This window comes from Enterococcus wangshanyuanii, assembly GCF_002197645.1.
GTDB lineage: Bacteria > Bacillota > Bacilli > Lactobacillales > Enterococcaceae > Enterococcus_L > Enterococcus_L wangshanyuanii.
On sequence record NZ_CP021874.1, the window covers coordinates 3,332,799 to 3,356,177 of the forward strand.

The 23,379-nt window shown below is 36.8% G+C and carries 25 protein-coding genes; 19 read left to right on the top strand and 6 right to left on the bottom strand.

The annotated features are described in order from the left end of the window. From nirD to CC204_RS16540, 6 genes are all read left to right on the top strand, one after another. The gene (gene nirD / locus CC204_RS16515; protein ID WP_088271174.1) at positions 1–306 is read left to right on the top strand and encodes a nitrite reductase small subunit NirD; all 306 of its coding nucleotides are present in this window, start codon (positions 1–3) and stop codon (positions 304–306) included. Between the two features lie 2 nt (positions 307–308). Next, the gene (cobA, locus tag CC204_RS16520; protein WP_088271175.1) at positions 309–1,298 is read left to right on the top strand and encodes a uroporphyrinogen-III C-methyltransferase; all 990 of its coding nucleotides are present in this window, start codon (positions 309–311) and stop codon (positions 1,296–1,298) included. Positions 1,299–1,593: 295 nt separating this feature from the next. Beyond that, entirely contained in the window at positions 1,594–2,379 is a 786-nt protein-coding gene (locus CC204_RS16525; protein WP_088271176.1) for a formate/nitrite transporter family protein, read from the top strand. A 47-nt stretch (positions 2,380–2,426) separates the two neighbouring features. After that, positions 2,427–3,335, top strand: coding sequence for a hydroxymethylbilane synthase (gene hemC / locus CC204_RS16530; RefSeq protein WP_088271177.1), 909 nt, complete (start codon positions 2,427–2,429; stop codon positions 3,333–3,335). Further along, the gene (locus tag CC204_RS16535) at positions 3,332–4,012 is read left to right on the top strand and encodes a uroporphyrinogen-III synthase (RefSeq protein WP_088271178.1); all 681 of its coding nucleotides are present in this window, start codon (positions 3,332–3,334) and stop codon (positions 4,010–4,012) included. Before hemC ends, CC204_RS16535 begins: the two co-directional genes overlap by 4 nt. A 109-nt stretch (positions 4,013–4,121) precedes the next feature. Beyond that, a complete protein-coding gene (locus CC204_RS16540) occupies positions 4,122–4,655 on the top strand; it encodes a dihydrofolate reductase family protein (RefSeq protein WP_088271179.1) in 534 nt (177 codons plus the stop codon). Positions 4,656–4,713: 58 nt separating this feature from the next. Here CC204_RS16540 and CC204_RS16545 read toward each other — a convergent pair whose 3' ends face one another. After that, positions 4,714–5,328 (bottom strand): CPBP family glutamic-type intramembrane protease, encoded by a 615-nt coding sequence (locus tag CC204_RS16545; protein ID WP_088271180.1) that lies wholly within the window; start codon positions 5,326–5,328, stop codon positions 4,714–4,716. Between the two features lie 331 nt (positions 5,329–5,659). Here CC204_RS16545 and CC204_RS16550 point away from each other — a divergent pair, with 331 nt between their 5' ends. Beyond that, entirely contained in the window at positions 5,660–6,106 is a 447-nt protein-coding gene (locus tag CC204_RS16550; protein ID WP_088271181.1) for a CopY/TcrY family copper transport repressor, read from the top strand. 36 nt (positions 6,107–6,142) lie between these two features. After that, positions 6,143–6,343 (top strand): heavy-metal-associated domain-containing protein, encoded by a 201-nt coding sequence (locus CC204_RS16555; RefSeq protein WP_087642208.1) that lies wholly within the window; start codon positions 6,143–6,145, stop codon positions 6,341–6,343. Positions 6,344–6,462: 119 nt separating this feature from the next. Here the strand turns inward: CC204_RS16555 and CC204_RS16560 are convergent, their stop codons facing one another. The 3 genes from CC204_RS16560 to CC204_RS16570 all read right to left on the bottom strand — a co-directional run bounded on the left by CC204_RS16560 (position 6,463) and on the right by CC204_RS16570 (position 9,176). Then, entirely contained in the window at positions 6,463–6,969 is a 507-nt protein-coding gene (locus tag CC204_RS16560) for a GNAT family N-acetyltransferase (RefSeq protein ID WP_088271182.1), read from the bottom strand. Between the two features lie 435 nt (positions 6,970–7,404). Further along, a complete protein-coding gene (locus tag CC204_RS16565; protein ID WP_088271183.1) occupies positions 7,405–8,787 on the bottom strand; it encodes a PH domain-containing protein in 1,383 nt (460 codons plus the stop codon). Positions 8,788–8,801: 14 nt separating this feature from the next. Further along, complete coding sequence (locus CC204_RS16570; RefSeq protein ID WP_088271184.1) at positions 8,802–9,176, bottom strand: GntR family transcriptional regulator; 375 nt, start codon at positions 9,174–9,176, stop codon at positions 8,802–8,804. Between the two features lie 145 nt (positions 9,177–9,321). Between CC204_RS16570 and CC204_RS16575 the strand changes: the two genes are divergently transcribed. The 3 genes from CC204_RS16575 (at position 9,322) to CC204_RS16590 (ending at position 11,919) form a co-directional block, all read left to right on the top strand. Continuing rightward, entirely contained in the window at positions 9,322–10,650 is a 1,329-nt protein-coding gene (locus CC204_RS16575) for a C1 family peptidase (RefSeq protein WP_088271185.1), read from the top strand. Positions 10,651–11,273: 623 nt separating this feature from the next. Beyond that, the gene (locus CC204_RS16585; protein WP_088271187.1) at positions 11,274–11,603 is read left to right on the top strand and encodes a DMT family transporter; all 330 of its coding nucleotides are present in this window, start codon (positions 11,274–11,276) and stop codon (positions 11,601–11,603) included. Between the two features lies 1 nt (position 11,604). Continuing rightward, positions 11,605–11,919 (top strand): DMT family transporter, encoded by a 315-nt coding sequence (locus CC204_RS16590; RefSeq protein WP_088271188.1) that lies wholly within the window; start codon positions 11,605–11,607, stop codon positions 11,917–11,919. Between the two features lie 80 nt (positions 11,920–11,999). Here CC204_RS16590 and CC204_RS16595 read toward each other — a convergent pair whose 3' ends face one another. Further along, a complete protein-coding gene (locus tag CC204_RS16595; RefSeq protein WP_088271189.1) occupies positions 12,000–12,569 on the bottom strand; it encodes a recombinase family protein in 570 nt (189 codons plus the stop codon). 583 nt (positions 12,570–13,152) lie between these two features. Between CC204_RS16595 and CC204_RS21560 the strand changes: the two genes are divergently transcribed. From CC204_RS21560 to CC204_RS16630, 7 genes are all read left to right on the top strand, one after another. Next, positions 13,153–13,566, top strand: coding sequence for a hypothetical protein (locus CC204_RS21560; RefSeq protein ID WP_227011185.1), 414 nt, complete (start codon positions 13,153–13,155; stop codon positions 13,564–13,566). 54 nt (positions 13,567–13,620) lie between these two features. Beyond that, positions 13,621–13,896, top strand: coding sequence for a S24/S26 family peptidase (locus CC204_RS21565; RefSeq protein ID WP_229677499.1), 276 nt, complete (start codon positions 13,621–13,623; stop codon positions 13,894–13,896). A gap of 96 nt (positions 13,897–13,992) precedes the next feature. Continuing rightward, the gene (locus tag CC204_RS16610) at positions 13,993–15,039 is read left to right on the top strand and encodes a BsaA family SipW-dependent biofilm matrix protein (protein WP_088271191.1); all 1,047 of its coding nucleotides are present in this window, start codon (positions 13,993–13,995) and stop codon (positions 15,037–15,039) included. Between the two features lie 37 nt (positions 15,040–15,076). Continuing rightward, positions 15,077–15,841, top strand: a complete 765-nt coding sequence (locus tag CC204_RS16615; RefSeq protein ID WP_088271192.1) for a hypothetical protein — start codon at positions 15,077–15,079, stop codon at positions 15,839–15,841. Between the two features lie 29 nt (positions 15,842–15,870). Next, positions 15,871–16,728, top strand: a complete 858-nt coding sequence (locus CC204_RS16620; protein WP_088271193.1) for a BsaA family SipW-dependent biofilm matrix protein — start codon at positions 15,871–15,873, stop codon at positions 16,726–16,728. Between the two features lie 17 nt (positions 16,729–16,745). After that, positions 16,746–17,405, top strand: coding sequence for a hypothetical protein (locus CC204_RS16625; protein ID WP_088271194.1), 660 nt, complete (start codon positions 16,746–16,748; stop codon positions 17,403–17,405). Between the two features lie 31 nt (positions 17,406–17,436). After that, complete coding sequence (locus CC204_RS16630; RefSeq protein WP_088271195.1) at positions 17,437–19,683, top strand: vWA domain-containing protein; 2,247 nt, start codon at positions 17,437–17,439, stop codon at positions 19,681–19,683. A gap of 22 nt (positions 19,684–19,705) precedes the next feature. Here the strand turns inward: CC204_RS16630 and CC204_RS16635 are convergent, their stop codons facing one another. Then, the gene (locus CC204_RS16635; protein WP_088271196.1) at positions 19,706–20,578 is read right to left on the bottom strand and encodes a helix-turn-helix domain-containing protein; all 873 of its coding nucleotides are present in this window, start codon (positions 20,576–20,578) and stop codon (positions 19,706–19,708) included. A 235-nt stretch (positions 20,579–20,813) separates the two neighbouring features. Between CC204_RS16635 and CC204_RS16640 the strand changes: the two genes are divergently transcribed. After that, positions 20,814–23,264: a SpaA isopeptide-forming pilin-related protein gene (locus tag CC204_RS16640; protein ID WP_088271197.1), complete on the top strand. Its 2,451-nt coding sequence runs from the start codon at positions 20,814–20,816 to the stop codon at positions 23,262–23,264. Positions 23,265–23,379: the final 115 nt, after the last annotated feature.

Sequence of the window (23,379 nt, forward strand, 5' to 3'; positions counted from 1 at the left end):
ATGGAAAAAGTTTTTGTTGCCCGCTTAGATGAATTAGCATCGAGAATGGGAAAAGAAGTCATTGTTGGAGACCAAAAAATTGCCGTTTTTCGTTTAAGTGATGATCGTGTGAAAGCAATCGAAAATATTTGTCCCCATAAGCAAGGACCTTTAGCCGAAGGAACGGTCTCTGGTGAATATGTCTTTTGTCCGCTGCATGACTATAAGATCAACCTGAATGATGGTCAAGTACAAGAACCAGATGAAGGCTGTGTTCGTGCCTACGAAACGATTGTTGAAGAAGAACTTGTCTATATCATGGTCTAGTTATGGGAAAAGTTTATTTTGTCGGTGCAGGTTCAGGAGATCCGGAATTATTGACACTAAAAGGGAAACGAGTGTTGGAATCAGCTGATGTGATTATTTATGATCGTTTAGTTCATCCTGTGCTATTGTATTTAGCCAAGGATTCTGCCCGCTTTATTTATAGCGGTAAATATCCTAAAAATCATGTGCTAAAGCAAAAAACTATTAATGAGTTATTGCTGGAAGAAGGACAAAAACAGCAGCGTGTGGTGCGTTTAAAGGGGGGCGATCCCGGTATTTTTGGTCGTGTCGGTGAGGAAATCACGACTTTAAAAAGCAAAAATATCAACTATGAAATCGTTCCAGGTGTTACGGCTGCTTCTGCTGCCAGTAGTTATAGCGGAATCCCTTTAACTCACCGAGAATGCAGTAGTAAAGTGACTTTGGCAACCGCTCATCGTCAAGCTGATGAAACGATCGATTTTAAAGGTTTGACAGAAAATGGTACGATGTGTTTATACATGGGTGTAGAGCGAGCGCACAGTACACAGAAAAAACTTCTAGAGCAAGGTGTCTCTAAAAACATACCGGTAGCTATCATTGAGTGGGCTAGCCTTGGTCGTCAGCGTACCATAACAACGACGCTTCAAGAGTTAGTCAAAACGATTGATAATAATCATATTCAAAATCCGTCATTGATCATTCTAGGAGAAGTGGCAGCATATCGTAAAGGCTCAGACTGGTTTGAAGACATGACGTTGTTTGGACATAAAATCCTGTTGATCGATACGCAAAAGATCAAGTTCGATACGATTCTTTCCTATACGCAGCAAGGGGCGGATGTCTACGCCGTTCAAGTTGGTGAAGACCGGGATCGTAGATTCGATGAGGTTCATCAACAATATCTGACGGATCACTCGTTTAATGAAGTTGTTTATTTGGATCAGGAATTAGAGACAACGTATAGCAAACAATGGGATATTTTAAAAAAGGAAATAACCTTAGGGAAATAGATAAATTGCCAGTGTGACAAAGAACGTCACGAAGTCAATTTCCTGATTTTCTACAGAATTAAGTGATTTGTTCCGCTTTTACTGAGAAATACAACGAAAGTAATGAGTTGATGTTAAACAATATAAGACTTTCGAAAGAAAGTGTTGATCAGCTATATTATCCAGCTGCACAAGTCAGCCTTTCGGAAAAAAGATAAATTTGGTTTGAGACAAAAAGCGTCTCAAATCAAATTTCCTATTTTTCAGTCAAGGCTAAGCGGCTTGTTCCGCTTTTAAATTAAGGAGATGAAATTTTATGGGGTCACTTCAACCACCAGAAATAGTTGATGTTACAATTGAAAAAGGGATTCAAAAGGCTCGAGCGAGTATTTTGACATTGGCCGTTTTAGGCTTTTTAGCAGGGATGTTTATTGCTGTTGCAGGAGTTGCGATGATTCGAGCGATGGGAACGATGCCGAAGGAATGGGGCAGTCTAGTTAATGTGATTGGCGCGGCTGTTTTTCCGTTTGGTTTGATTTGCTTATTATTAGCTGGGGGTGAGTTGGTGACCGGTAATATGATGGTTGTTTCCATGGCGCTGTTTGCTAAAAAAATCAGTGGCAAAGAATGGGTGCGTAATATTGTGATCGTCACGATTTTTAATTTACTTGGTTCATTATTTGTTGCTTACTTCTTTGGTTATTTAAGCGGTGCGTTACAAGGTGATTTTGCTGAGCGGGCGATTCAGGTTTCTTTAGGTAGGACGAAGGACACGTTTTTACAAGGTTTTCTTTCTGGAATTGCTTGTAATTTTTTAGTCAGTACAGCCGTTTATTTAAATTTTGCAGCGAAAGATTTTATTGGAAAAATCGTAGGAATCTTTTTACCGATCATGGGATTTGTGATTTGCGGATATCAGCACGTGGTAGCCAACATGTTTTTGATTCCAATGGGAATTCTTCTAGGCGGAAATACTTGGTCAGCGTTTGGTCAAAATATGATCAGTGTTTATTTAGGTAATATTGTTGGAGGTAGTTTTTTTGTCGCTGGTTTATACTTTTTAGCCTATAAAGTAGGGACGCACCTGTTGCCAAACAAGTAAAATTTAGTATGATTATAGGATAAGAAAACATAAAGGAAGTTAAAAAAATGAAAACTGTCCGTGTCGGCACTAGAAATAGTCCTCTGGCTATGAAACAAACGATGATTGTTTTGGAATTACTAAAAGCTGTTCATAAAGATGTTACTTTTGAAATTGTACCTATGACTACTAAAGGCGATCAGTTACTTTCTGTTAGTTTATCTAAAATAGGTGGTAAGGGACTATTTGTCAATGAAGTGGAGCAGGCTTTACTAGTGGGGACGATTGATTTTGCTGTGCATAGTTTAAAAGATATGCCGGCAAAGATGGCTGATGGATTGACGTTAGCAGCACTGCCCAAAAGAAGTGACTCAACAGACTGTCTGATTTTTCGTGAAGTCGATGCTGTAGATCAGCTGCCTGACGGAGCGAGGATCGGTACAAGTAGTTTACGACGGGAATTTCAAATGAAAAAATTGAGAGAAGATATTCAAGTGGAGTCGATTCGCGGTAATGTTGGTACTCGTTTGAAGCGGATGGAGGAAGAAAAACTTGATGCGATTGTTTTGGCGACTGCTGGATTAAAACGATTGAACTGGTTTGAAGAGCCGGGCTACTCCTATAGTCATTTAACATGTGAACAGTGTATACCAGCTGTTGGTCAGGGCGCGTTAGCTGTGGAATGCCGTAGTGATGATCCAGTGATGCGGGCTTTTTTAGGTCAGATCGATGATTCTTTAACAAGGAAATTGGTTATGGAAGAAAGAGCCTTCTTAGCAGAGCTGAATGGAAATTGTGATATTCCTATTGGAGCTTACGCCGCTAAATCAAGCAAAGGCTATCAATTTTCAGGATTTCTAGGAGATAAAGACTTGCAGCGGCCATTTAGTGAAACGATGACCGTAGAAGATATAACAGGTGTTGGTCAGGTGATGGCGAGACGATTATTGGCAAAGATTGATCAGGAAAAAGCATGAAAAAAATACTTCTAACGCGAATGATTGAAGACAATAGAGACGATCGAGTTTATTTTCAAGAACAAGGATTTGAGACGGTTGAAATACCTTTGATTGGATTAAAACCGCATATTTATCCTGCATTCGGTGATGAGTTAAAACAGTGTGAATGGATTTTTTTAACGAGTCAGCACTCCGCTATCTTTTTTTTAGAGCACGTAAAAAAAGACGGGCTGATGGATCAGCTACACTCAAAAAAATTTGCTGTTATTGGAGCTAAAACAGCATCTGTCCTGTTGAACGATCAATTAGAAATTTCACTTGTAGCACCAGAACCGACTAAAAAGAGCTTGTTTCATTTTTGGGCAGAGCATCAGACGGAGCCTGCTTCGATTTTTTATCCTAAAAGTAATTTAGCTGACGCTGCTTGGGAAGAAATTTTGCTAAAGCAAGGACATACACTGTATACACCAATTATTTATACCAATTTTTTTCCAGTCGAAAGTAAAACAAGCCTGCGTAAATACTTGAATGAAAAAGAACTTACAGCTGCTTATTTCGCCAGCCCATCTTTGTGGTTCCGTTTTTTCACTATATTTTCAGAGCTAAGACTAGAGAAGATGCCAGTCCTCTATTGTTTGGGTGAAACCACTCAACAGGCAATCAAAAAAGTGAACTATGATGCAATCATAAAATAAACCGTTGTTTCCTGTATAGAGATCCAGGGAAGTAGACAAACTGATTGACTAGAGAGACAAATCTAGTACAATGAATAGACTAGGATGACTACTTTAAAGGGGGATCATAATGAGCAGGGAAATTATTTTGTATATTGCAGTAAGTTTGGATGGATTTATTGCTGAGATGGATGGTAGTATTGATTTTTTGGGTGGTGGAGCTGAATTACTTGAGGATGAAACAAGCTACCAAGAATTGATGGCAAAAATCGATACAGTCGTAATGGGGCGTACGACTTATGATCAAGTGGTAAATGAATTAGCACCAGATCAGTACCCTTATGAGGAACAAACGTCTTACATTATCACAAGTCGTACGGAAGACAGTTCAGAAAACCTTATCTTTACAAATCAAGAACCTGTAGAGCTGGTCAAAGCACTAGCAAAAGAAGAAGGAAAAGCAATCTGGATCGTTGGAGGAGGTAGCATTATTGCGCCTTTGGTGGAAGCGAACTTGATCGATACGTATATTATTACAACGATCCCTGTAATGTTAGGTAAAGGAATTCCATTATTCAATGAATTTAATGGACCAATTAAGCTCACTGTTGAAGATGTTTATGTAAAAAACAATATGGTTTACACAACGTATTCAAAACGATAAAAAAGATCAGGATGTCAGCCTCTCAATGACATCCTGATCTTTTTTAGAAAATTACTTATTAACTTATGGATAAAGCAATTAAATCGATCAATAAATGCGTGATCCAGGAAGCCCAAATACTTTTTCCCGCTTTTAAATACACTAAATTTAAAATCAGGCGGGCGACACTTTGTAATAGTAATACATGCATAACTGTCGAAAATAGCGAACCATCCCAATAAGAAGGAATATGCAAAAGACCAAAAATGAGCGCGCTCAACAAAGTACTGCTTCTTAAAGATAGACCGGTACTCAATGAACCCTCTAGAACACCAATACCTAATAGTTCTTCTCCCATCAGCATAAACGGAATCATAAAAATGATCGAGCCTAGTTTCCCTGATTCAGGGCTTGCTGCCCAATTGAATCCGATAGCTTGTGCAAGTAGACCTACTAAGAGACCGATAACAAAATAGCTAATAACTCCAAGTGGTATCAACCATAGTTTATGAGGCATTTTAAATGCTTGTTTACTGCTGCTTCCAAAGGCTAAAAGCCAAGCCAAAATACCTCCGACAAAAAGGCCGCTCCATGCCCAAGAAATAGTTGTTAAACTAAAGAAGCCAAGCAATAAAAGTAAAGCAGCGCCAGTAAGTCTAGCGGTAGAACTATGCATCGTTTCGTTTGTTTTCATAAAAATGCCTCTTTCTGAAAAGTAATTATTGTACTAAGAAATGATCATTAAGGGTACCAAGTTTACTAAAGTATCCAACTAAGTATAATAGGTTTCGCTTAATAAAAAAAACAAGTTGCTTTAATAAATTAGAGAATAGTATGAGTATACATTGAACAAAGCCGTTTATTGAAGAAGGTCCTATATTTGATACCATGATTTATTTTCAAATCAGATAAATTAGGAAAAAAAAGAATCATCTGTTGACAAAGGCGAAAGAAAGGACTACTATTAATTTATGGAAAGACTACGATTGTAGTTGTTTTTGGAATACGAGTAAAGGAGACTTCCTATGTCTGACAAGAAAAAGACTTCAGCAATCACCGATGCAGAGTGGGAGATCATGCGCGTTGTCTGGACTAAAGAAGAAACGACCAGTAAAGAAGTTACTGAGATTTTGAATGAAAAGACTGAGTGGAAAAGTACGACGGTGAAGACGTTGCTTAGCCGATTGGTAGAAAAAGAGATGCTTGGAACAAAGCGCAATGGGAATAAATTCACTTATTTTCCATTAGTGGAAGAGCGCAGAAGCATTGAAGTTCTTTCAGAAGATTTATTAAGAAAAATCTGTAGTAAAAAAGTCGGAAAGGTATTAGAATCGATCATTACTAATAGTACCTTGAGTTTCTCAGATCTTGACCAGCTGGAAAGCCTTTTGCAAGAGAAAAGAAAGACGGCTGTTGAAGTAGTTCCTTGTAATTGTATTCCTGGTCAATGTCAGTGTCATCATGTTCATTAATTAAATGAAACTAAAATAATTAAGGAGTTTTTATACATGGAAAAAACAGTAACGATCAATGGAATGAAGTGTGACGGCTGTGTAAATATCGTCAAAGAAAATTTTGAATCGATTGCAGGTGTTCAACAAGCCGCAGTTGATCTTGAAAAAAAATCTGCTTCTATCACAAGCGATCGAGAAATTTCAAATACAGAGCTGCAGCAAGCTCTGTCAGAAACAAAATTTACGGTTGCTTAATGTAAAAACGGCTGAGAAAAAAACAGCTCCTTTGGAAAAAGGAGCTGTTTTTTTCTCGCCGCTTATTCGGAATTAGCGCCTTAGACAAAACTGTTTTTAGTTTTGTCTAAGGCTCCTTTTTACATAAAGGGAAAGAACTTTTTATCAGGCGTACTTTCTTTAGCATAAACCATCAAATAATTTAGTAAGAGCACACCATTTCGATAATTATTGTTTTGTTTTATTACCTTGAAGCCAAGTGATTCAAAGAATGTTTTCGCTGTGATCGAAGAGTGGACAGTAATTTCCTTTGCTCCAGCTTTAAAGGCGTGATCGATCAAATCATTTGCTAATAATTTTCCTGCACCGTAACCGATCCATTCTTTGCTTACATATAAATAATCAAGTTTACCTGATTTTGAAATATTCCCAAAACCAACGATTTTCATACCAACCAATACGACACGTGTGTAAGTTGAACTTAAGGCCGCATCCCATTTTTCATAGTCAGGTGTGGGCTGCACCCATTGTTCGATTTGTTGTTCTGTATAATCTTTTTTATTGATCGCTTGAACGGTTGAATTAAATAACGCAACCAATTCTTCTAAGTCAGAACGTTGATAGTCTCTTAAACTGAATACAGTCATTTGTTCATCACTCCTATTCGTTAAAACTAGTTTAATCATACAAAAGGAATATGTCAAAATATAATTAAAAAAAAGTGCAAATTTTTATTTATTTCCGGTTATTGAACAATCAACTATGACGATGGCTTAAGTAAAGAAGAAACGGAAAGCAACAGCATACAACGCATAGAAAATAAGAATAAAAATCTTTTCAATGAAAACGAAAAAATAGTGTTAAACGAACAAAATGAAAAGGAATATAGAACGTCAAATTGGCGAAAACATCTCTTTAGCTAGAAATACTAGTAGTGAAGAATTGAATAGGTTGTTCAGTAGTCGGGTTATAATCAAAGACAAAAGTCATTCAGTAATGTCTTTTTTAGAAAATAACTTTCTCTGTTTATTCAATGAAAAAAATTAGAGCATATCACTATGGATTACGCTCTAATTTCTTTTCTACTGTTCACGGATAGATTGAATCTCTTCGTAATATTTTTTGGTCAAGCGACTATTTTTATTGGTATAGTAGTAGCGCTTATCTTTCGTTTCTATTTCTAAGATCGGTTGTTTTTTTCGATAAACGAGGAGATAAGCTGGTTCATTATCTACTTGAAATTCACCAGTCATGTAATTCTCTGTAGCTGTTCCGTAAACGCGAATGGTATTTTTAGGAAGCTCATTGATCAATTGCACCGACTCGATTTCATTCCATTCGATGGCTCTATTTTTAGAAAATGGGGCAGACAAATTGATGCCATCGTGGGAAGTTGCCAGTTCAAATGGGTTTGATGAAAAATCGCTGATCAACATAGGGATGCTCACTGCAATCAAGGTAACAAAAACAAAGATACCAACAATACTCATGATGATTTTTCCAGCAGGGCGCCCCAGATTTGTTGAAATATTCATCCCGACCCGATCAGGGACAAGAATTCTTTTATCATTAGGATTGATATAAATCGCATATCTCCAGTATTGATCTTCATCACTATAACGATATTCTTCTGCTAGAGCAATCAACTGATCCTGCTTTTTGCGAGAAGAAAATAGATAATAGAAGGTAAACACAATGAATAGTAAAATGGCTAAAACAAAACCAAAGGTCAAAAGCATCATTTGTTCATAAGGTAAAATGACAGACAAGCCAGCTATAAAAGGTAGTGGGCTCAAAACCAAAGCTGATACAGCCATCAAGACAGACCAGTGGTGTCGCATTAAATCGTTGACCTGTTGATTGATCGCTTCATCACTTGTCAAAGGTTTAACAGGTAAACGTCCGATAAAATAATAGAAAAGCAAGAAAAAACCGAATAAGAGGAAACTGATAAGAAAAAGCAGCCAAGATCCATTATCCTTACCGACAGCAGTTAATGAGTAGATCGCTCCGGCAATAGTGAGGATAAAACTCGGTAAAAACCACCAGATACTGATCAATTTGCGGTTTTTATTGGCAACAAGCTTGGTATCTACCAAGATCGGTTTTGTAGGCAAAAACCATTTATTTTGAACTTTAACGGCCGTCATTTTACGAATATAGATCACTTCTAAGTAGTAAAAAGTCCCGATAAAACCAAATAGAACAGTTAAAAAGTAGATCATTGTCAGTGAATCATAAGGAATGATGATCACGGGTAAAGCAATGAATAGAAAAGCGATAGCCCCTTGCAGTAACCGTTTTTTATACAACTTACTAACAGCTAAAACTTGAGGGTCTTGCAGCTTTTCTTTTGGTAAAGTCGTTTCTAAAATAATATTTTTGTGAGGATTTGCAGGGATTCGTCCTGTAAAAGCCATCAAAAAGTTAACACCCACGAGGATCACATATAATAAAAAATTCATTTTCAACACACCTTTTATTGTTCAAATTTTTGATAAATCTGTTTCACTTTTTTTTGTACCATTTCTTCTGAGACTTGATGGATAGCAGCTTCAGCTAACAATAAATCCAATCGTTCAGAAAAATATTCTTGAAACTGTGATGTCGGTGATTGCCGATCAGCGACGATCGTCCCATTTCGTCGATCCGTTAAAATATAACCGTCTGCCTTTAATGATGTATACGCTTTTGAAACAGTCATCATATTGACACCTATTTCATCGGCCAGTTGACGAACAGATGGTAATTGTTCACCAGCATGTAGCTGATTTTTAGCGATTCCAATGATTAGTTGATTACAGATTTGTTGATAAATGGGCGTTTGACTTTGAGTATCTATTTCCAATAGCATAAGTTCACCTCTTTTGTATCGTTTGTATTATATATGTTAATACATGTATTGTTGAAAAGCAATGATTTTATACAAAAACTTGTGAGAATGAATTATCAGGCATATAATAAAATAGAATGATGAAAAAGTGGAAGGATGAATGTATATGTCAACAATCGAACCTACAATGACACAAAAATTTCGCACTGCTTTTGCAGAAAACAATAAGCAAAATGCGCTGCAAAGAAGCGTCGTAAAAAATGGTATCAGCGCTTCGGCTCAGAACCAAGCGGCAGAAGTGAATAATGTTCCTGTTTTTTCTGTAGATCTTGCGACTGGGAAAGTAGCAAATCAAAAACAAAGTGGACGTTGCTGGATGTTTGCAGCGCTGAATACGTTTAGACACAAAATGATCAATAGCTTTAATCTAAAAGATTTTGAACTATCTCAAAATTATACTTTTTTCTGGGATAAATATGAGAAATCTAACTATTTCTATGAAAATATCATTGCAACTGCTGATCAAGAATTAGACAGTCGCAAAGTAGCTTTCCTTTTAGCAACACCACAACAAGATGGTGGACAGTGGGATATGATCGTTTCTATTTTCCAAAAGTATGGTGTGGTACCAAAAACTGCGATGCCGGAAAGCAGCAATAGCTCTAATTCTCGTGATTTAAATAATTACCTAAACAAAAAATTGAGAAAAGATGCAACCATCCTTCGTGGGCTGATCCACAATGGTAAAACAATTGAAGAAGTACAGGCAGCAAAAGAAATTATGCTGGGAGAAATTTATAATTTTTTGGCGATCTCGTTGGGAACACCGCCAGAGAACTTTGATTTTGAATACCGCGATGAGGAGAAAAATTATCATCTGGATCAAGGGTTGACCCCGCAATCTTTCTATGAAAAATATGTTGGTGTTGATTTAGACGACTATGTCAGCGTGATCAATGCACCAACGGCAGATAAGCCGTATAATAAAACGTATACGGTTGAAATGCTTGGCAACGTAGTCGGCAGTAAAGCAGTGAAATATATTAATGTAGATATGACAACGTTTAAAAAATTAGCAGCTGCTCAATTAGAACAAGGAGAGTCTGTTTGGTTTGGGTGTGATGTTGGTCAATCTTCTACGAGAGATAGCGGGATCATGTCGTTAGATGCCTATGAGATGAATGATCTTTTTGATATCGATTTTACGATGACAAAAGCAGAGCGTTTGGATTTCGGTGAAAGCTTGATGACACACGCAATGGTCTTGACAGGTGTCGATTTGATCGATGGCGTGTCTACAAAATGGAAAGTTGAAAACAGCTGGGGAGAAAAAGTTGGTGATAAAGGCTTCTTCGTGATGAGTGATGCTTGGATGGATGAATATACGTATCAAATCGTAGTGCGTAAAGAGTTCCTGTCTCAAGAATTACAAGAAGTTTGGCAACAAGAACCCATCATGTTAGCACCTTGGGATCCAATGGGGGCATTAGCTTAATAGAGTAGTAGGCTGTTGGCTAACAAAAAAATCCCTACGAGTAAACGCAGGATTTTTTTGTTACCAAAGGTCTATGTATATTTTCAAAAAGCTTTTTGTGTGTTATAATTTGTAGAGATAAAGAAAGACGTTGATATTACTACCGCCTAAAGTAAGTAATATCAACGTTAACCGATTCACTTAGAATCTTTTTTTGATAACGTAAGTGTATCATATGTTGTTTGGATTTACAAAATCCTGGACGCTATATTTTAAGAATTTCTTAGATTGAAATGGGCTTTTTAACAGAACGAAAAGATTTTCATAATAATAGTAAAATAGGTATTATCAAGAGCTTTTTGAGAATTTCAGCCCATGAAAATAGCTTCACAGAAACAAGTGGGCTATCTTCATTAGAAATCAATGTAAAAAAAGAATCTCTCTATTGCCATATGGATTATTGTGGCGTAGAATGAGAATCAGTTTGAACAACCAAATTAAATAAAAAACTTTTGACAGTCTGCGCCGGCAGCCTGTCACTCAAAGTGTGGATCAACAATTCTTAGGCCGTAGATGGAATTGTTGGTTGACGCTTTTTTTAGTTGATCAAACAGATTGTTTATTTAAAGTTAGGAGGAATTGTAATGAATAAGGACTGGATAAAATTGATCATTGGCGCTTTTTTTGAAGTGCTGTGGGTGATTGGAATGAAGCATAGCTCTAACTGGTGGCAATTGTTGCTGACGGGTATCTTCATTTTGATCAGCTTCTATGCGTTGATCAAGGCTGGAGAAACATTACCAGTCGGAACAGCATATGCTGTGTTTGTCGGCTTAGGAACAGCCGGCACGGTTGTTTCAGGTATTCTGTTTTTCGGTGAAGATTTCAAGATCAGCAAGATTTTACTGATCATTGTTTTATTAGCTGGTGTCATGGGATTGAAATTTGTAACAGGTGAAAAAGGAGAGGAATAAGATGAGTTGGATCTTTTTGATCATTGCCGGAATTTTTGAAATGTTAGGTGTCGCTTCGATCAATCGTTTTAATCAAAGGAAAGATAATAAGTCTCTCTTTTTATTGGTTTTGGCTTTTGCCAGCAGCTTTATTTTTTTATATTTAGCGATGAGACAGTTACCGATGGGTGTTTCATATGCCATATGGACGGGGATCGGGGCAGCAGGAGGCGCAATTTTAGGGATGGTTCTTTATGGGGAATCAAACGATTGGCGGAGAATTTTATTCATTGGAGTTATTTTGTCATCAGTCATAGGCTTAAAATTGATCGCTTAGTCTAAAAAAAAGAAATGAATAAAGAAGTCAGTTTAGGATACTTGGATCGGTAATCAAGTGTGTCTAAACTGACTTTTTGTTTAATGGAGTTTTCTATATAGATTTTGCTTTTTTATATGATGATAGACGGTAGGAATAGAGATATCACATCTTTCGGCGATTTCAGGAACGGATAATTCAGATTCGGTGTAAAGCTTTAGAGCTTGCTGGACTTCTTTCGTACGCGGTGGGCGTCCAAGTTGTTTTCCATTTTCTCTAGCCGCATCTAAGCCTGCGATCACCCTTTCTCTGATCAATTCTGCTTCCATCTCAGCAAATGCCCCCATGATCGTGAAAAAGAAGCGTCCCATCGGTGTCGAGGTATCGATGTTATTTTGGATGCTTACGAAGTGGATATTTTTTCGATCAAACTCTTCTAATAAACTTAACAGTTGCTTCGTTCCTCTGGATAATCGATCCAACTTGAAAATGACTAATGTATCTCCAGATTTCAATTGAGCGAGAGCTTTATTCAATTCACTTCTAGATGTTTTACGTCCGCTCTCTCTTTCCTTGTAGATCACGTCAACACCATATTTTTCAAGTGCTTGTCTTTGGGAATCAAATTTCTGCTGCTGTGTACTGACGCGCATATAGCCGATAACTGTCATTTCTAAACACCCCTGTTTGATTATAATGAAATATACTATAAATCTGTTTTTTTGAAATCGAAGGTCGAAGAATTATTCTATATAAAACGATAAAGGGTCAAATTTTTGCTTGACACATGTAATTGGAACGTTGATTTTAATATGTATAATCGTTTAATCTGGGTTAAGAACGTATGTGGATCACCTACTTTTTTTCGCTATTTTCGATTATATAAAAAATGAAAAATAAAATGTAAAAAAAGTTTTAAAATGTTATTGACTTTCGATTTTCTCTATAATAAACTAATGTTTTTTATAGAAATGAAATACCAGTTTTTACTTTCAGAGGAAACACATGAGAAATACGGTTTGATGGGCTTTATGCTGATCGCTGTATTTCTTTTTTGCGTTTTAGTTGATTTTCTCAATATCATTAGTTTTTTGGAAGCTTTGATCAGATAAGAATGTTGAGGAATAGGTAGTCTCAAGTAGATTAGAGGATGATATCAGCGATGAGTTGATTTTCTTATGCTAACAGTGTGTGGTTCTAATAAGCATGAATGAATAAAACAAGGTGATTGTGGACGAAATGAGGGTTTGATAAATGGTAGAAGAGCAACGAAAAAAAAGGAAGAAAAAAAAGGGCAATGCGCAAACAAAATCATCAAAACAATCCATAAATAAAATAAATTCAGAAACAAAAAGATCAAACCCGAAAAGAAAATCTAGAAAATCACCTCCTAATTCTAAGAAAAGTAAAAATAAGGGACATTCAGAAAGAAGAAAACCGATTCCAAAGCAAAAAAGAAATCCTTTGTATACCTTTATTTTTAATGTTTTCTTTTATAGTTTTATTTCATTCATGGTTATTGGATCGATATTGTTTGCAACAAGCAAGAGTTCAGACAGAAGTGTTCTTGGGTATCGTTTCTTCGGTGTTTTAACTGATTCGATGGTGCCAAGAGATCCTAAGACTCAAAAAGGCGGATTTCATTCTGGAGACATTATTATCGTGTAAAATATCGAGGGGGATTCGGCTAAGGTAGGAGATATTATCACTTTCAAACCAAGCATTAATAGTACAGCCTTCTTGACGCACAGGGTAAAAAAGAAAATGGATCATTTAGGTGAAACTAAAGGAACCTACTACATTACACAAGGGGATGCAAATAAAGCAGAGGATGTTCCTATAAGTGAAAAACAAGTAGTTGGTAAAAAAGTATTTGCGATACCTAAAGTAGGCGGCATTTTGAACTTTGTCAGTGAAAATCTACTGGTGTCGATCATTTTCTTAGTTTCAGTCTTTGGTTTTATCACGATCATTCGCTATTACATTTTAAACAAATAACGGTAATTTCTTTTTGATTAAGAAAAGAAGAGTGTCTTGACTTCAACTTGATCAAAAGGTGAATTATATAAAAAAATTGGGGAAGGAAGTAAAAAGATGCAAAAAAACAAGAAGAAAAAAATATTGGCTTTAGCAAGCGGTTTTGCGCTTGTTGCTGTAATGGCAGCAACATTTGCTTGGTTCACAAGTGAGGACCAAAAAACCAACCACTTTGAAGGTCAGATCGCAACAGGAAAAGATATTGAAGTAGTGGAAACATTTGAACCACCGACCGAATGGGAACCAGGTTCAGAAGTAAACAAAGATGTGGCAATCGCCAATATCGGTAAATATGACACATTGATCCGTGTATCTTTAAGTGAGTCATTACAATTATTGAAAGATCATAATGCAAAACAAACAACAGGTGCAGAGCTTGAAAATCAAACAAGCAAAACTGTTTATGTATTACCAGGAACAGACGCACCAGCAGGATTTACAGATTCTGTCTTTGATGGAGCTGCACCAACATTAACTGTTGCTGCGGGTGAATTCAGCGGAACATATACATTAAAAGTAAAAGAAAAAGCTGAAACTGTCGGTACAAAAACAACTTATACGTACCGTTATGCATTTGAAAAAGGCGGCGTACTTTATCACGCTAGCGGAGTTGACGGATTTGAACGTAATGCGTCAAACCAAATCAAAGTGAAATCTGGTACACCTTCATTAAGCTATGTTTCATTGGAATATAATGCTGCAGATGAAAGAACTTGGACAGATTCACCAGTCTATACACCAACATTTACTGCAGACGGTACATTGATTTGGAATGCACCAGCTGCTACAGGTTCTGGAAATATTCAAGTATCATTCAACAATATTACAACAGATCCTACAGTTGCTGACAAATGGTATTTCAACGCTGCTGATGGTTACTTCTACTACACAAGTGTTGTTGCACCAGGCGTAAATACATCACAATTGATGGACGCTGTTAAATTGCTTGGAACAGCTGGTAATGAATACAGCAAACTAATCTACGATTTAACTGTTAAAGGTCAAGGAATCTCAGCATACAAAGATGCTGTAGATCAATGGTTGCCATCAGGCGTCAATGACCCATTAGCAACTGCATTAAAAGCATTAGTACCAGCTAAATAATAAAAGAAACAACTATCTATTTTAAGGAGGAAGAAGGATGAAGAATCAGCACAGGGGGAGACAAAAGCTTTTAATTGGGCTTGTATTGATGTTTAGCCTATTGATTGCTTTTAAGCCTGTTGAAGCTAGAGGTGAGTCCGCTCTTCCTTCTGGGATGGTAGTTGGCGATGAACAGGGAATCAAAGTAAATAGTGATGGTAAATATCTGATCGATATTCGTGATGTCGAACCTGGAAAAAAATGGTCTACTAAAATTACGATCATCAATGTGGAAAAAGATATCCCATATCAATTAACCATGACTAGTAGTAAACCGACATTGATCGAAGGAAATTTAGATTTATCAAAAGCTATTCAGATGAGCCTGTTTCTTGATGGAAAAGAAGTCTATCAAGGACCTCTGTCAGGTGTCAGTAAAGCAAGAAATCTACAGGATAAAGCGAATCCCTTGAATTTAGGTATCTATAAGGGCGGAGATACCCATTTATTAGAAGCTAAATTTGAGTTAGATGGTAAAGCCTATACCAATCGAGATTTTTTCAAAAAAAATGTAGTCGAAAATATCTGGAACTTTAAAGCAGTCAAAACAGAATTACCAGATACAAAAGGACCAGACCCGGACAAGCCTAAAAACATCATCGAGGCAGTCAAAGACCGACTGTCGTTTCCAAAAACAGGTGAACAATGGCGCGAAGCGTTGCTGTTTATGTGTATCGGATTGTTTTTAATTTTGATTGTCCTGTTGATTTTAAAGCATAAAAAGAATGAACAAGGAAAGAAAAATAAAAAATGGATTTCTTAGAACGATCAAAGGACAGGAGGAGATAGCGTGTGAAAAAGAAGTTAGCGAAAAAGAAAAAAAATACTCGCAGAAAAAAATTTAAAATCCATGCCAAACTAATCATTGCAGTCTGCGCGTTTCTTTTTTCTGGTTTGATGGTTCTAGGAAGTACATATGCTTGGTTTGTTTCAGAAGATGAAGAAAACAACCACTTTGTAGGAACAAGGTTATCAGCTGAAATCGTTGAAGATTTTGAGCCTGATTTTGAATGGCAGTCAGGAATGACAGTCAAAAAAGTCGTTCGTGTCAAAAACACTGGGGACGTGCCTGCCTTTGTTCGAATCAGTTTATATGAATATCTGCTGATGTTCAAAATAGATGTAGCAGATCAGACAGGAAATGGGAATTTAGCTCTTTCGCCGAATGCTATACAGCCGATTGCAGAAATAGAGCATCCAAACAACTGGGCAAATGCAGCAGCAGGCGGCGGGACGTATCTTTATGACGGACATTATTATATTGCTAAAAATGCAGTGATTCCGGCAACTGCGGAAGATCGGTATAAATTTAAAGATGCCGCTCGTAATGCAACAGATTTGAAATGGTTCAAAGTGAACTTTCCAACGAATATCTACGAAAGTTTGCCGGCAAGCGGGACACAAAATTATTGGTTATATCAAGACGGTTATTTTTATTACTCAGAATTATTAGAGCCAAATGATTTAACAACACCGATTGTTGAGAGTGTTTCACTGGATCAAAGTGCGCCAAACAAATTTAAGGGAGCTCTTTATAAGTTAGAACCAGTAATGGATGCACATGATGCTACGCAAATCTTACTAAGTAATTGGAAGATAACACCATCAAGTCCAGCAGCCAATTTATATAAAGATCGGCTAAGTGACTAAAAAGAGGAGGAGCCATTTTGAAAACAAAAAAATCAAAAAAGAAAATTAAAATAGCAAAATCCCTCTTTTTACTTACGAGTGCAGTGATCATTATGGTGATGGTGTCATTGGGATTGCATCGAACGTATGCAGCTTTAACAGATAGTGATCAAAAAGAAAACGATTTTAGAGTAGGAAATGTTCAAACAGAGATCAAAGAAGAATTTGATCCACCTAACATATTTGAACCAGATAAAGAATATTCAAAAAAAGTACAGATAACAAATACTGGGGAACAAGATATCTTTATTCGAGTGTTAGCTTTACCAAGTATCACAAAACAACAGTCGAATGGTTCGACCCTTTTATTGCCAGCTACGACAGAAGGAAGCAACCCAGTTTTAACGATCGACTATAATTTGACAGATTGGATCAACGGACAGGATGGCTATTTTTATTATAAAAAGAAACTAGCGAAAAATGAACAGACAGCAGTTCTTTTTACGAAAGTCAAAATGAACCAAGCGGCAATTACAGAGGAATACGAAAATGTTTCTTTGACCATTGAAATCAAAGCAGAAGGTATCGGAACAACGAAATATTCTTATCGAGATGCTTGGTGGAACGCTGAGACACCGACCACCGGTCCGCTTTTAAATGTTGATAATGCACTGAAAGGACAAACAAGCAGTCAATAAGAGTAAAAATCTAGAGAAAGAAGGTGCAATCATGAAAAAGGGAAGAAGAAAGAGAGTACGTTTTTTTCGTTGGATGATGATTGTTGCAAGTTTGATTGGATTAGTCTATTTTGCACAATCAGCACTTTTATATACGAATGCGCCTATCAAAGCTGCTTTGAAGACTGAACTTCAGCCTGGAGAAGTGAAATTGAGTAAAACCGCAAAACCGGTAGAAGGTATGGTCAATCAATGGGATATCACCGTTCGAATCGAAGGGCGTAACCAATTTCCGCCACCGCCAACGGATATAGTTCTAATTATCGATACATCAGGCAGTATGGAAGAAAATGATCGAATGATCAAAGCGAAGAGTGCGGCAGAAAAATTTGTAAACATGGTGCTCCACAAAGATTATGTCAATCGAATCGCTTTAGTTACCTATAATTCCACTGTGACGAATTATACATTCAACCAGGCTGGATGGAGTGGTCAATTTGTTGATTACTCACATAAAAGCCTACTGATCGATAAGATCAAAGAATTAGAACCTGTTGTCAACGGAGGAACCTTTACACAAGCTGGAATTAAATCTGCAACCGAAGTGATGACCAAAGCGACTGGAGAAAAAAGAAATATCGTACTTATTTCTGATGGTGTACCAACGTACAGCTATCCACCTACTGCACCTTATAACCAATTAAGCGGTATGGAACTTTTTGACTATCCTAGTGGTGCTGCGGGATACAACTACTATGAAAGTGTCAAAACGATTCCGGAAGCAAACTTTGATTACAGTAAGCCTTACGGAAATGGAGCTAAATACCGTATTGGTGCGTTCGCACCAGAATATGAGCAAATGCCTAACGGCTCTAAAAATCGTTTAATGGCTAATCATGCACATAGTGCAATTGCTCAAGCAACAATTACTAAAAAAGAAAAAATGTCGAATGGCGAATTTTTAGTGACCGATTTCTATACGATCGGTGTGGATTTAGATTCTGCTTCTCAAGATGACGAAATCACGACAGGAAATCAGACATTAAAAGAAATTGCCTCATCGGAAGATAAATGTTTTGCTGCAACTGCAGATAATTTAGATGATATTTTAAGTGGTATCGCGGGTGAAATCGTAGGTGCGATCAAATCAGCACATGTCGTAGATCCGATGGGAACAGGTTTTGTTATGAATGGCAGTGAGTCTGTCACCCAAGGAAATTCTGAGGCGAAGGATGTTTTAGGCGTAAAAACGATCAATTGGGATGTTGGAACACTCAAAACACCCGTTTCAAATGATCCAGATGAAGATGTGATGTATGCGGAAATGACGTATCGAGTGGATGCGACAAATGATGTATTGAAACCTAATGTGATCGATGCAAATGGATTAGCTGAAACAAATGGTAAAACAACGATTGTCTATAAAAAATATAATGATATGGTCGTGCCGGACATATTTGAGGTCCCCAAGGTCAAGCCGATTATTGTAAGTCTGCAAAAGAAACTGCTGGATGAAGAGGGGAAAGAAGTAACAGAGAAGTCTGACTCATTTGACTTTAAATATGGTAATGATCAATACACAGGGAATGATGCCTTTACCCTTTTCCCGAACGAAGTGAAAAAAATCGTTCATCCATGGAAAGCAGGTCAAGAATACACGGTAGAAGAGCTGTTGAAGTCAACGGAAGAATATGATACCCAAATAGAGATCAATGGACAGGTGACCGCAGGAACTAAAGGAATCTTCAAGTTTCTTGCTGTAAATGATCAGTACACCGATCAACAAATCATTGTGACAAATGCAAAAATTGCTCAAATAAGAAAAGTGTATCTAAATATCCGACAAGCTGTCATTAAACCAAGTGAAGAACTGGTGATTCCTTCAAAAGGCTATTATACATCTGATATCGAGAACACTGATCAAACGAGCAATATCATTTCTAAAAGTACGACTAAAGATACGTCAGCCGAGGTATCTGAATCCTTGTTTATGAAATATGAACTTATTTTGAAAAAAGGAGAAACAAAAGTAGCTATTAGCGATATCATCCCGGAATACTATAAGTTTGCAGGATATATTGTTTCTTCAACGAATCAAAATTTGAACACAACACATATCTCAAGCAATACGAGTGAATTAATGAAAACAAATAAGGCAGAACTAGATTATCAAACGAACGAAGAATACTGGCTGACGATGTTTATTACACCAAAATTAGGAACAACAATAGACGGTGAACAAGAAACGTCACCTAGACCCTATAGCTGGGCATATAAAGTAAATCAATTCGGCAAATAATGATATAAAAAACAAATAAAAATCATTTAATTTGGTTGGATCGCAAAATATTTTGATAATCCTCGACGATTTTACAATAATCCAAGGTTTCTAGAATATCTAAGTACTTTGTGATTTCGGGTGTCAATTTTTTACATGTATTAGCTGAATGAGCAATCGCATAATTTAAGCGGGCAATAAGCATTTCAAAAAGTCGATAATCCGAGTGAGCGTTAGTGATAGCAAGTTTAGAAAAATTCATAGCATGTGGGTAATCTTTATAATTTAAACATAACGAAGAGAGATTTAAATAAATTCTCAATTTTGTATCCTGCAAGATCTCCATTTGATTCAAAGGATCGATTTTATCTGTTACCAATGTACCTAAAGCGATTGCCTCTGAAGGTGAAAAACAATAGAGAGAATTATTCAAAAGTTTTAACTCATAGAGATACCATTTATCTACGCCGATCAAATAGTTTTTAATCGGGCTCATGAGTTGCTGTAATGAAGGATGCTGCGGTGTTTCTTCGTTTGTAAAATTTATTTGAAGCATTGCTTTTGTGATCAAAAAAAGGTGGAAATACTTCTCATTTTTAGTCGTTTGATAGCGTTGATCAGCAAGCTTCACCAATGTTTCAAGATAAGCTTTATCTTTTTTAAAAACAGCATGACTTAATTTGTAGTATAACTGATTTTCAGCGGGAAAATACTCCGGATCAAGTAAGTTAAGAAACTCCTCAACGGATAGAAACAATTTCTCCAAGATTAATAAGAATTTATCAAATGAGGGCATGCTGACATTTGATTCAATCAAGTAGTAAGTTTGCCTAGTCATAATTCCTGAATAAACATTTTTTTGGCTTAGACCTTTTTCAATTCTGATTTTTTTTAATAATGATCCATAATTATTCAAAAAAAAATCTCCTTTCTGGGTATAAAATACTTTACCGACTGAAAAAATTTACTTCCTGTGTGTTATTATAACAAAAAAATAAATAACTAATTAAATAAAGTTAATATTATTAGATTAACTTTTTTAGATAAAGGAAGGAGCTGAGTAAATATGGTTTTGTTACTCGTATGGTTTATAACATTTTAATTGTTTGTATGGTTTAAATTAAATAATAGTTAGGGGCGTTTATTAGAGGATGAAACAAAAATTTAGTTATGTACTTATTCCAGTTATCATGATTTTCATCGCGTTGGGGCTGTTTAATGGACCAACAGCAGAAGCGACTAGTACGAATGCAACATGGTCAACGGCATCAAATTCATCTACAGTTGGTCTTCCGAACTTAGCGGATGTCCAAAATAATGTATTACAGGCGAGTCAGCCGACAGCCAGATTTTTTGGAGTCACTTGTTATGCTGGCGTTCAAGTGATCAAATATGATTCAAAAACGAATGCAAGATTAGCCGGAGCAGAATTTACGATTTATGACTCTTGGGGGCGTGCAGTTCAGGTCATCCAGTCAAATGCAAACGGGATTGCTCAAACAACTACCTTGCCGTTAGGTAACTATTCGATACGAGAAACAAAAGCACCGAGCGGCTATCAGCTTGAATCTAGTCGTATGTATTTTTCTCTAATGAGAAGTGGTCAACTACTTTGTTTGACGAAATGTAATGTACCATTGCCAGAGCAAAAAGGCGGGCTGCAAGTAGTTAAAACGAATGAATCAAATCAAGTGTTGGCTGGTGCTGTTTTCGATGTGTATAATTCCAGCAATCAGCTTGTAGGAAGAATTACCACTGGAGCCAATGGAGTTGCTGCGTTAAGCAATTTACCTTTTGGCACCTATAAACTAGTTGAAGTTCAAGCTCCGAACGGCTATGAATTAGACTCAACGCCAAAATATGTGACGATTTCTTCAACTAATAAAACTGTAACGATATATGTCACTAATAAAAAAGCCACAGGAAAAATCTTGATCGTTAAACAAAGTGTGGAAGGTAGATTATTATCAGGTGCTACTTTCCAAGTATACAATGCAAACAATCAGTTAGTTGGGACGATCACTACAAATGATAGTGGGTTTGCTACGTTGAACGATCTACCTTATGGCACTTATAAATTGGTTGAAACAAAAGCGCCGGACGGCTATGAACTAGACCCAACACCGCATTATGTCACTATTTCAAAAGATACACCAAATGGAGTTGCAAGTATTGCTATTGTGAACAAGAAAAAAGTCACAACGGGCGATCTTGAAGTCATCAAAAAAGATGAAGAAGGAAAACTACTTGCAGGAGCAGAGTTCAATGTATTCAATGCAAACAACCAGCTGGTTGGGACTGTTACAACAGATGCAAATGGTGTAGCAACATTAAGTGATCTACCTTTTGGCACCTATAAATTAGTTGAAACAAAAGCACCGGCAGGCTATGAGTTGGATGCGACACCACATTATGTAACGGTATCTGAAAATGATCCAAATGGAAAAATCAGCATTACTGTGGTGAATAAAAAAGAACAAACCACAGGTAACCTTGAAGTCATCAAAAAAGATGAAGAAGGAACGCTCTTAGCAGGAGCAGAATTCGAAGTATACGACAGCAATGATCAGTTAGTTGGCAAAGTGACAACAGATGCTAATGGCGTAGCGACTTTAACAGATTTACCATATGGTACGTATAAATTGATTGAAACAAAAGCGCCGGAAGGCTACGAAATGGATGCAACACCAAAATATGTCACACTTTCCAAAACAGATCCAAACGGTAAAGCAACCATTGAAGTCTTGAATAAAAAAGAAGTCGTACCTGAAACTGGATCTTTGAAAATCATCAAATATGTGAAAGATTCGGACCCAATCGAATATTTAGCAGATGCAGTCTTTGAAGTTTATGATACAGATACACAATTATTAGGCACCTATACAACAGATCAAAATGGAGAAATCCTCCTAAATGATTTAGCGCCTGGAAAATATTATGTCATTGAAGTGAAAGCACCTCCTGGTTTTGAAGAAGATACAACCTTCTATGAAATCACGGTAGAAGCTGGAAAAATTGCTGAAATCAGACATGCTAATGTTAAAAAGGAAAACCTAGGTGGTCTAAAAATCACGAAATACGCATTAGATGAAGATGGTTATGAAACTGATAATGTTTTACCTAATGCAGAATTTTCAGTAACAGACTCAAATGGGAATGTTCATACTGGAACGACAGATGCCAATGGAGAACTCTTCTTTTCTAATTTGCCGGTAGGCGAAGTTGTCATTGCAGAAACGAAAGCACCGGATGGCTATGAACTAGATGCTCCGCAACAAACCAATACTATTGAAGTTGGTACGATTGCAGAAAATATTTTCTATAATAAACCGAAGCAAATTCAAGGACGTGCATTAGTATATGTCTCAAGTACAGATGCTAAGCAAGTGTTAAGTGGTTTGCAATATCAAATTACTTGTACGAAAGGGAATGCCTTAGAGACAACGGCTATTACCAATAGCTTTGGTCAAATCAGTATCTACTTGCCGCCTGGTGAGTATGAAATCGCACCATTGATCAAAGGCAGAACGACTTCAACCGTGAAGCCGACAAGCTTCAAGATCGAACCGAATAAATTTACGATCATTAGATTAACCATTTAATCTGCGGATGTAAATACTAAATTTTGTTTTAAGCTGGACGATTGGTGTTCAAAGCAAACGTCCAGTTTAAATAGATAAATAATAAATGTGCACACTTTATTATTAGGAAAAAAAC

What these genes read in the sequence shown, in the direction of transcription:
- nirD (WP_088271174.1), top strand. Translation starts at nt 1, where the DNA reads ATGGAAAAAGTTTTTGTTGCCCGCTTAGATGAATTAGCATCGAGAATG.
- cobA (WP_088271175.1), top strand. Translation starts at nt 309, where the DNA reads ATGGGAAAAGTTTATTTTGTCGGTGCAGGTTCAGGAGATCCGGAATTA.
- CC204_RS16525 (WP_088271176.1), top strand. Translation starts at nt 1,594, where the DNA reads ATGGGGTCACTTCAACCACCAGAAATAGTTGATGTTACAATTGAAAAA.
- hemC (WP_088271177.1), top strand. Translation starts at nt 2,427, where the DNA reads ATGAAAACTGTCCGTGTCGGCACTAGAAATAGTCCTCTGGCTATGAAA.
- CC204_RS16535 (WP_088271178.1), top strand. Translation starts at nt 3,332, where the DNA reads ATGAAAAAAATACTTCTAACGCGAATGATTGAAGACAATAGAGACGAT.
- CC204_RS16540 (WP_088271179.1), top strand. Translation starts at nt 4,122, where the DNA reads ATGAGCAGGGAAATTATTTTGTATATTGCAGTAAGTTTGGATGGATTT.
- CC204_RS16545 (WP_088271180.1), bottom strand. Translation starts at nt 5,328, where the DNA reads ATGAAAACAAACGAAACGATGCATAGTTCTACCGCTAGACTTACTGGC.
- CC204_RS16550 (WP_088271181.1), top strand. Translation starts at nt 5,660, where the DNA reads ATGTCTGACAAGAAAAAGACTTCAGCAATCACCGATGCAGAGTGGGAG.
- CC204_RS16555 (WP_087642208.1), top strand. Translation starts at nt 6,143, where the DNA reads ATGGAAAAAACAGTAACGATCAATGGAATGAAGTGTGACGGCTGTGTA.
- CC204_RS16560 (WP_088271182.1), bottom strand. Translation starts at nt 6,969, where the DNA reads ATGACTGTATTCAGTTTAAGAGACTATCAACGTTCTGACTTAGAAGAA.
- CC204_RS16565 (WP_088271183.1), bottom strand. Translation starts at nt 8,787, where the DNA reads ATGAATTTTTTATTATATGTGATCCTCGTGGGTGTTAACTTTTTGATG.
- CC204_RS16570 (WP_088271184.1), bottom strand. Translation starts at nt 9,176, where the DNA reads ATGCTATTGGAAATAGATACTCAAAGTCAAACGCCCATTTATCAACAA.
- CC204_RS16575 (WP_088271185.1), top strand. Translation starts at nt 9,322, where the DNA reads ATGTCAACAATCGAACCTACAATGACACAAAAATTTCGCACTGCTTTT.
- CC204_RS16585 (WP_088271187.1), top strand. Translation starts at nt 11,274, where the DNA reads ATGAATAAGGACTGGATAAAATTGATCATTGGCGCTTTTTTTGAAGTG.
- CC204_RS16590 (WP_088271188.1), top strand. Translation starts at nt 11,605, where the DNA reads ATGAGTTGGATCTTTTTGATCATTGCCGGAATTTTTGAAATGTTAGGT.
- CC204_RS16595 (WP_088271189.1), bottom strand. Translation starts at nt 12,569, where the DNA reads ATGACAGTTATCGGCTATATGCGCGTCAGTACACAGCAGCAGAAATTT.
- CC204_RS21560 (WP_227011185.1), top strand. Translation starts at nt 13,153, where the DNA reads ATGGTAGAAGAGCAACGAAAAAAAAGGAAGAAAAAAAAGGGCAATGCG.
- CC204_RS16610 (WP_088271191.1), top strand. Translation starts at nt 13,993, where the DNA reads ATGCAAAAAAACAAGAAGAAAAAAATATTGGCTTTAGCAAGCGGTTTT.
- CC204_RS16615 (WP_088271192.1), top strand. Translation starts at nt 15,077, where the DNA reads ATGAAGAATCAGCACAGGGGGAGACAAAAGCTTTTAATTGGGCTTGTA.
- CC204_RS16630 (WP_088271195.1), top strand. Translation starts at nt 17,437, where the DNA reads ATGAAAAAGGGAAGAAGAAAGAGAGTACGTTTTTTTCGTTGGATGATG.
- CC204_RS16640 (WP_088271197.1), top strand. Translation starts at nt 20,814, where the DNA reads ATGAAACAAAAATTTAGTTATGTACTTATTCCAGTTATCATGATTTTC.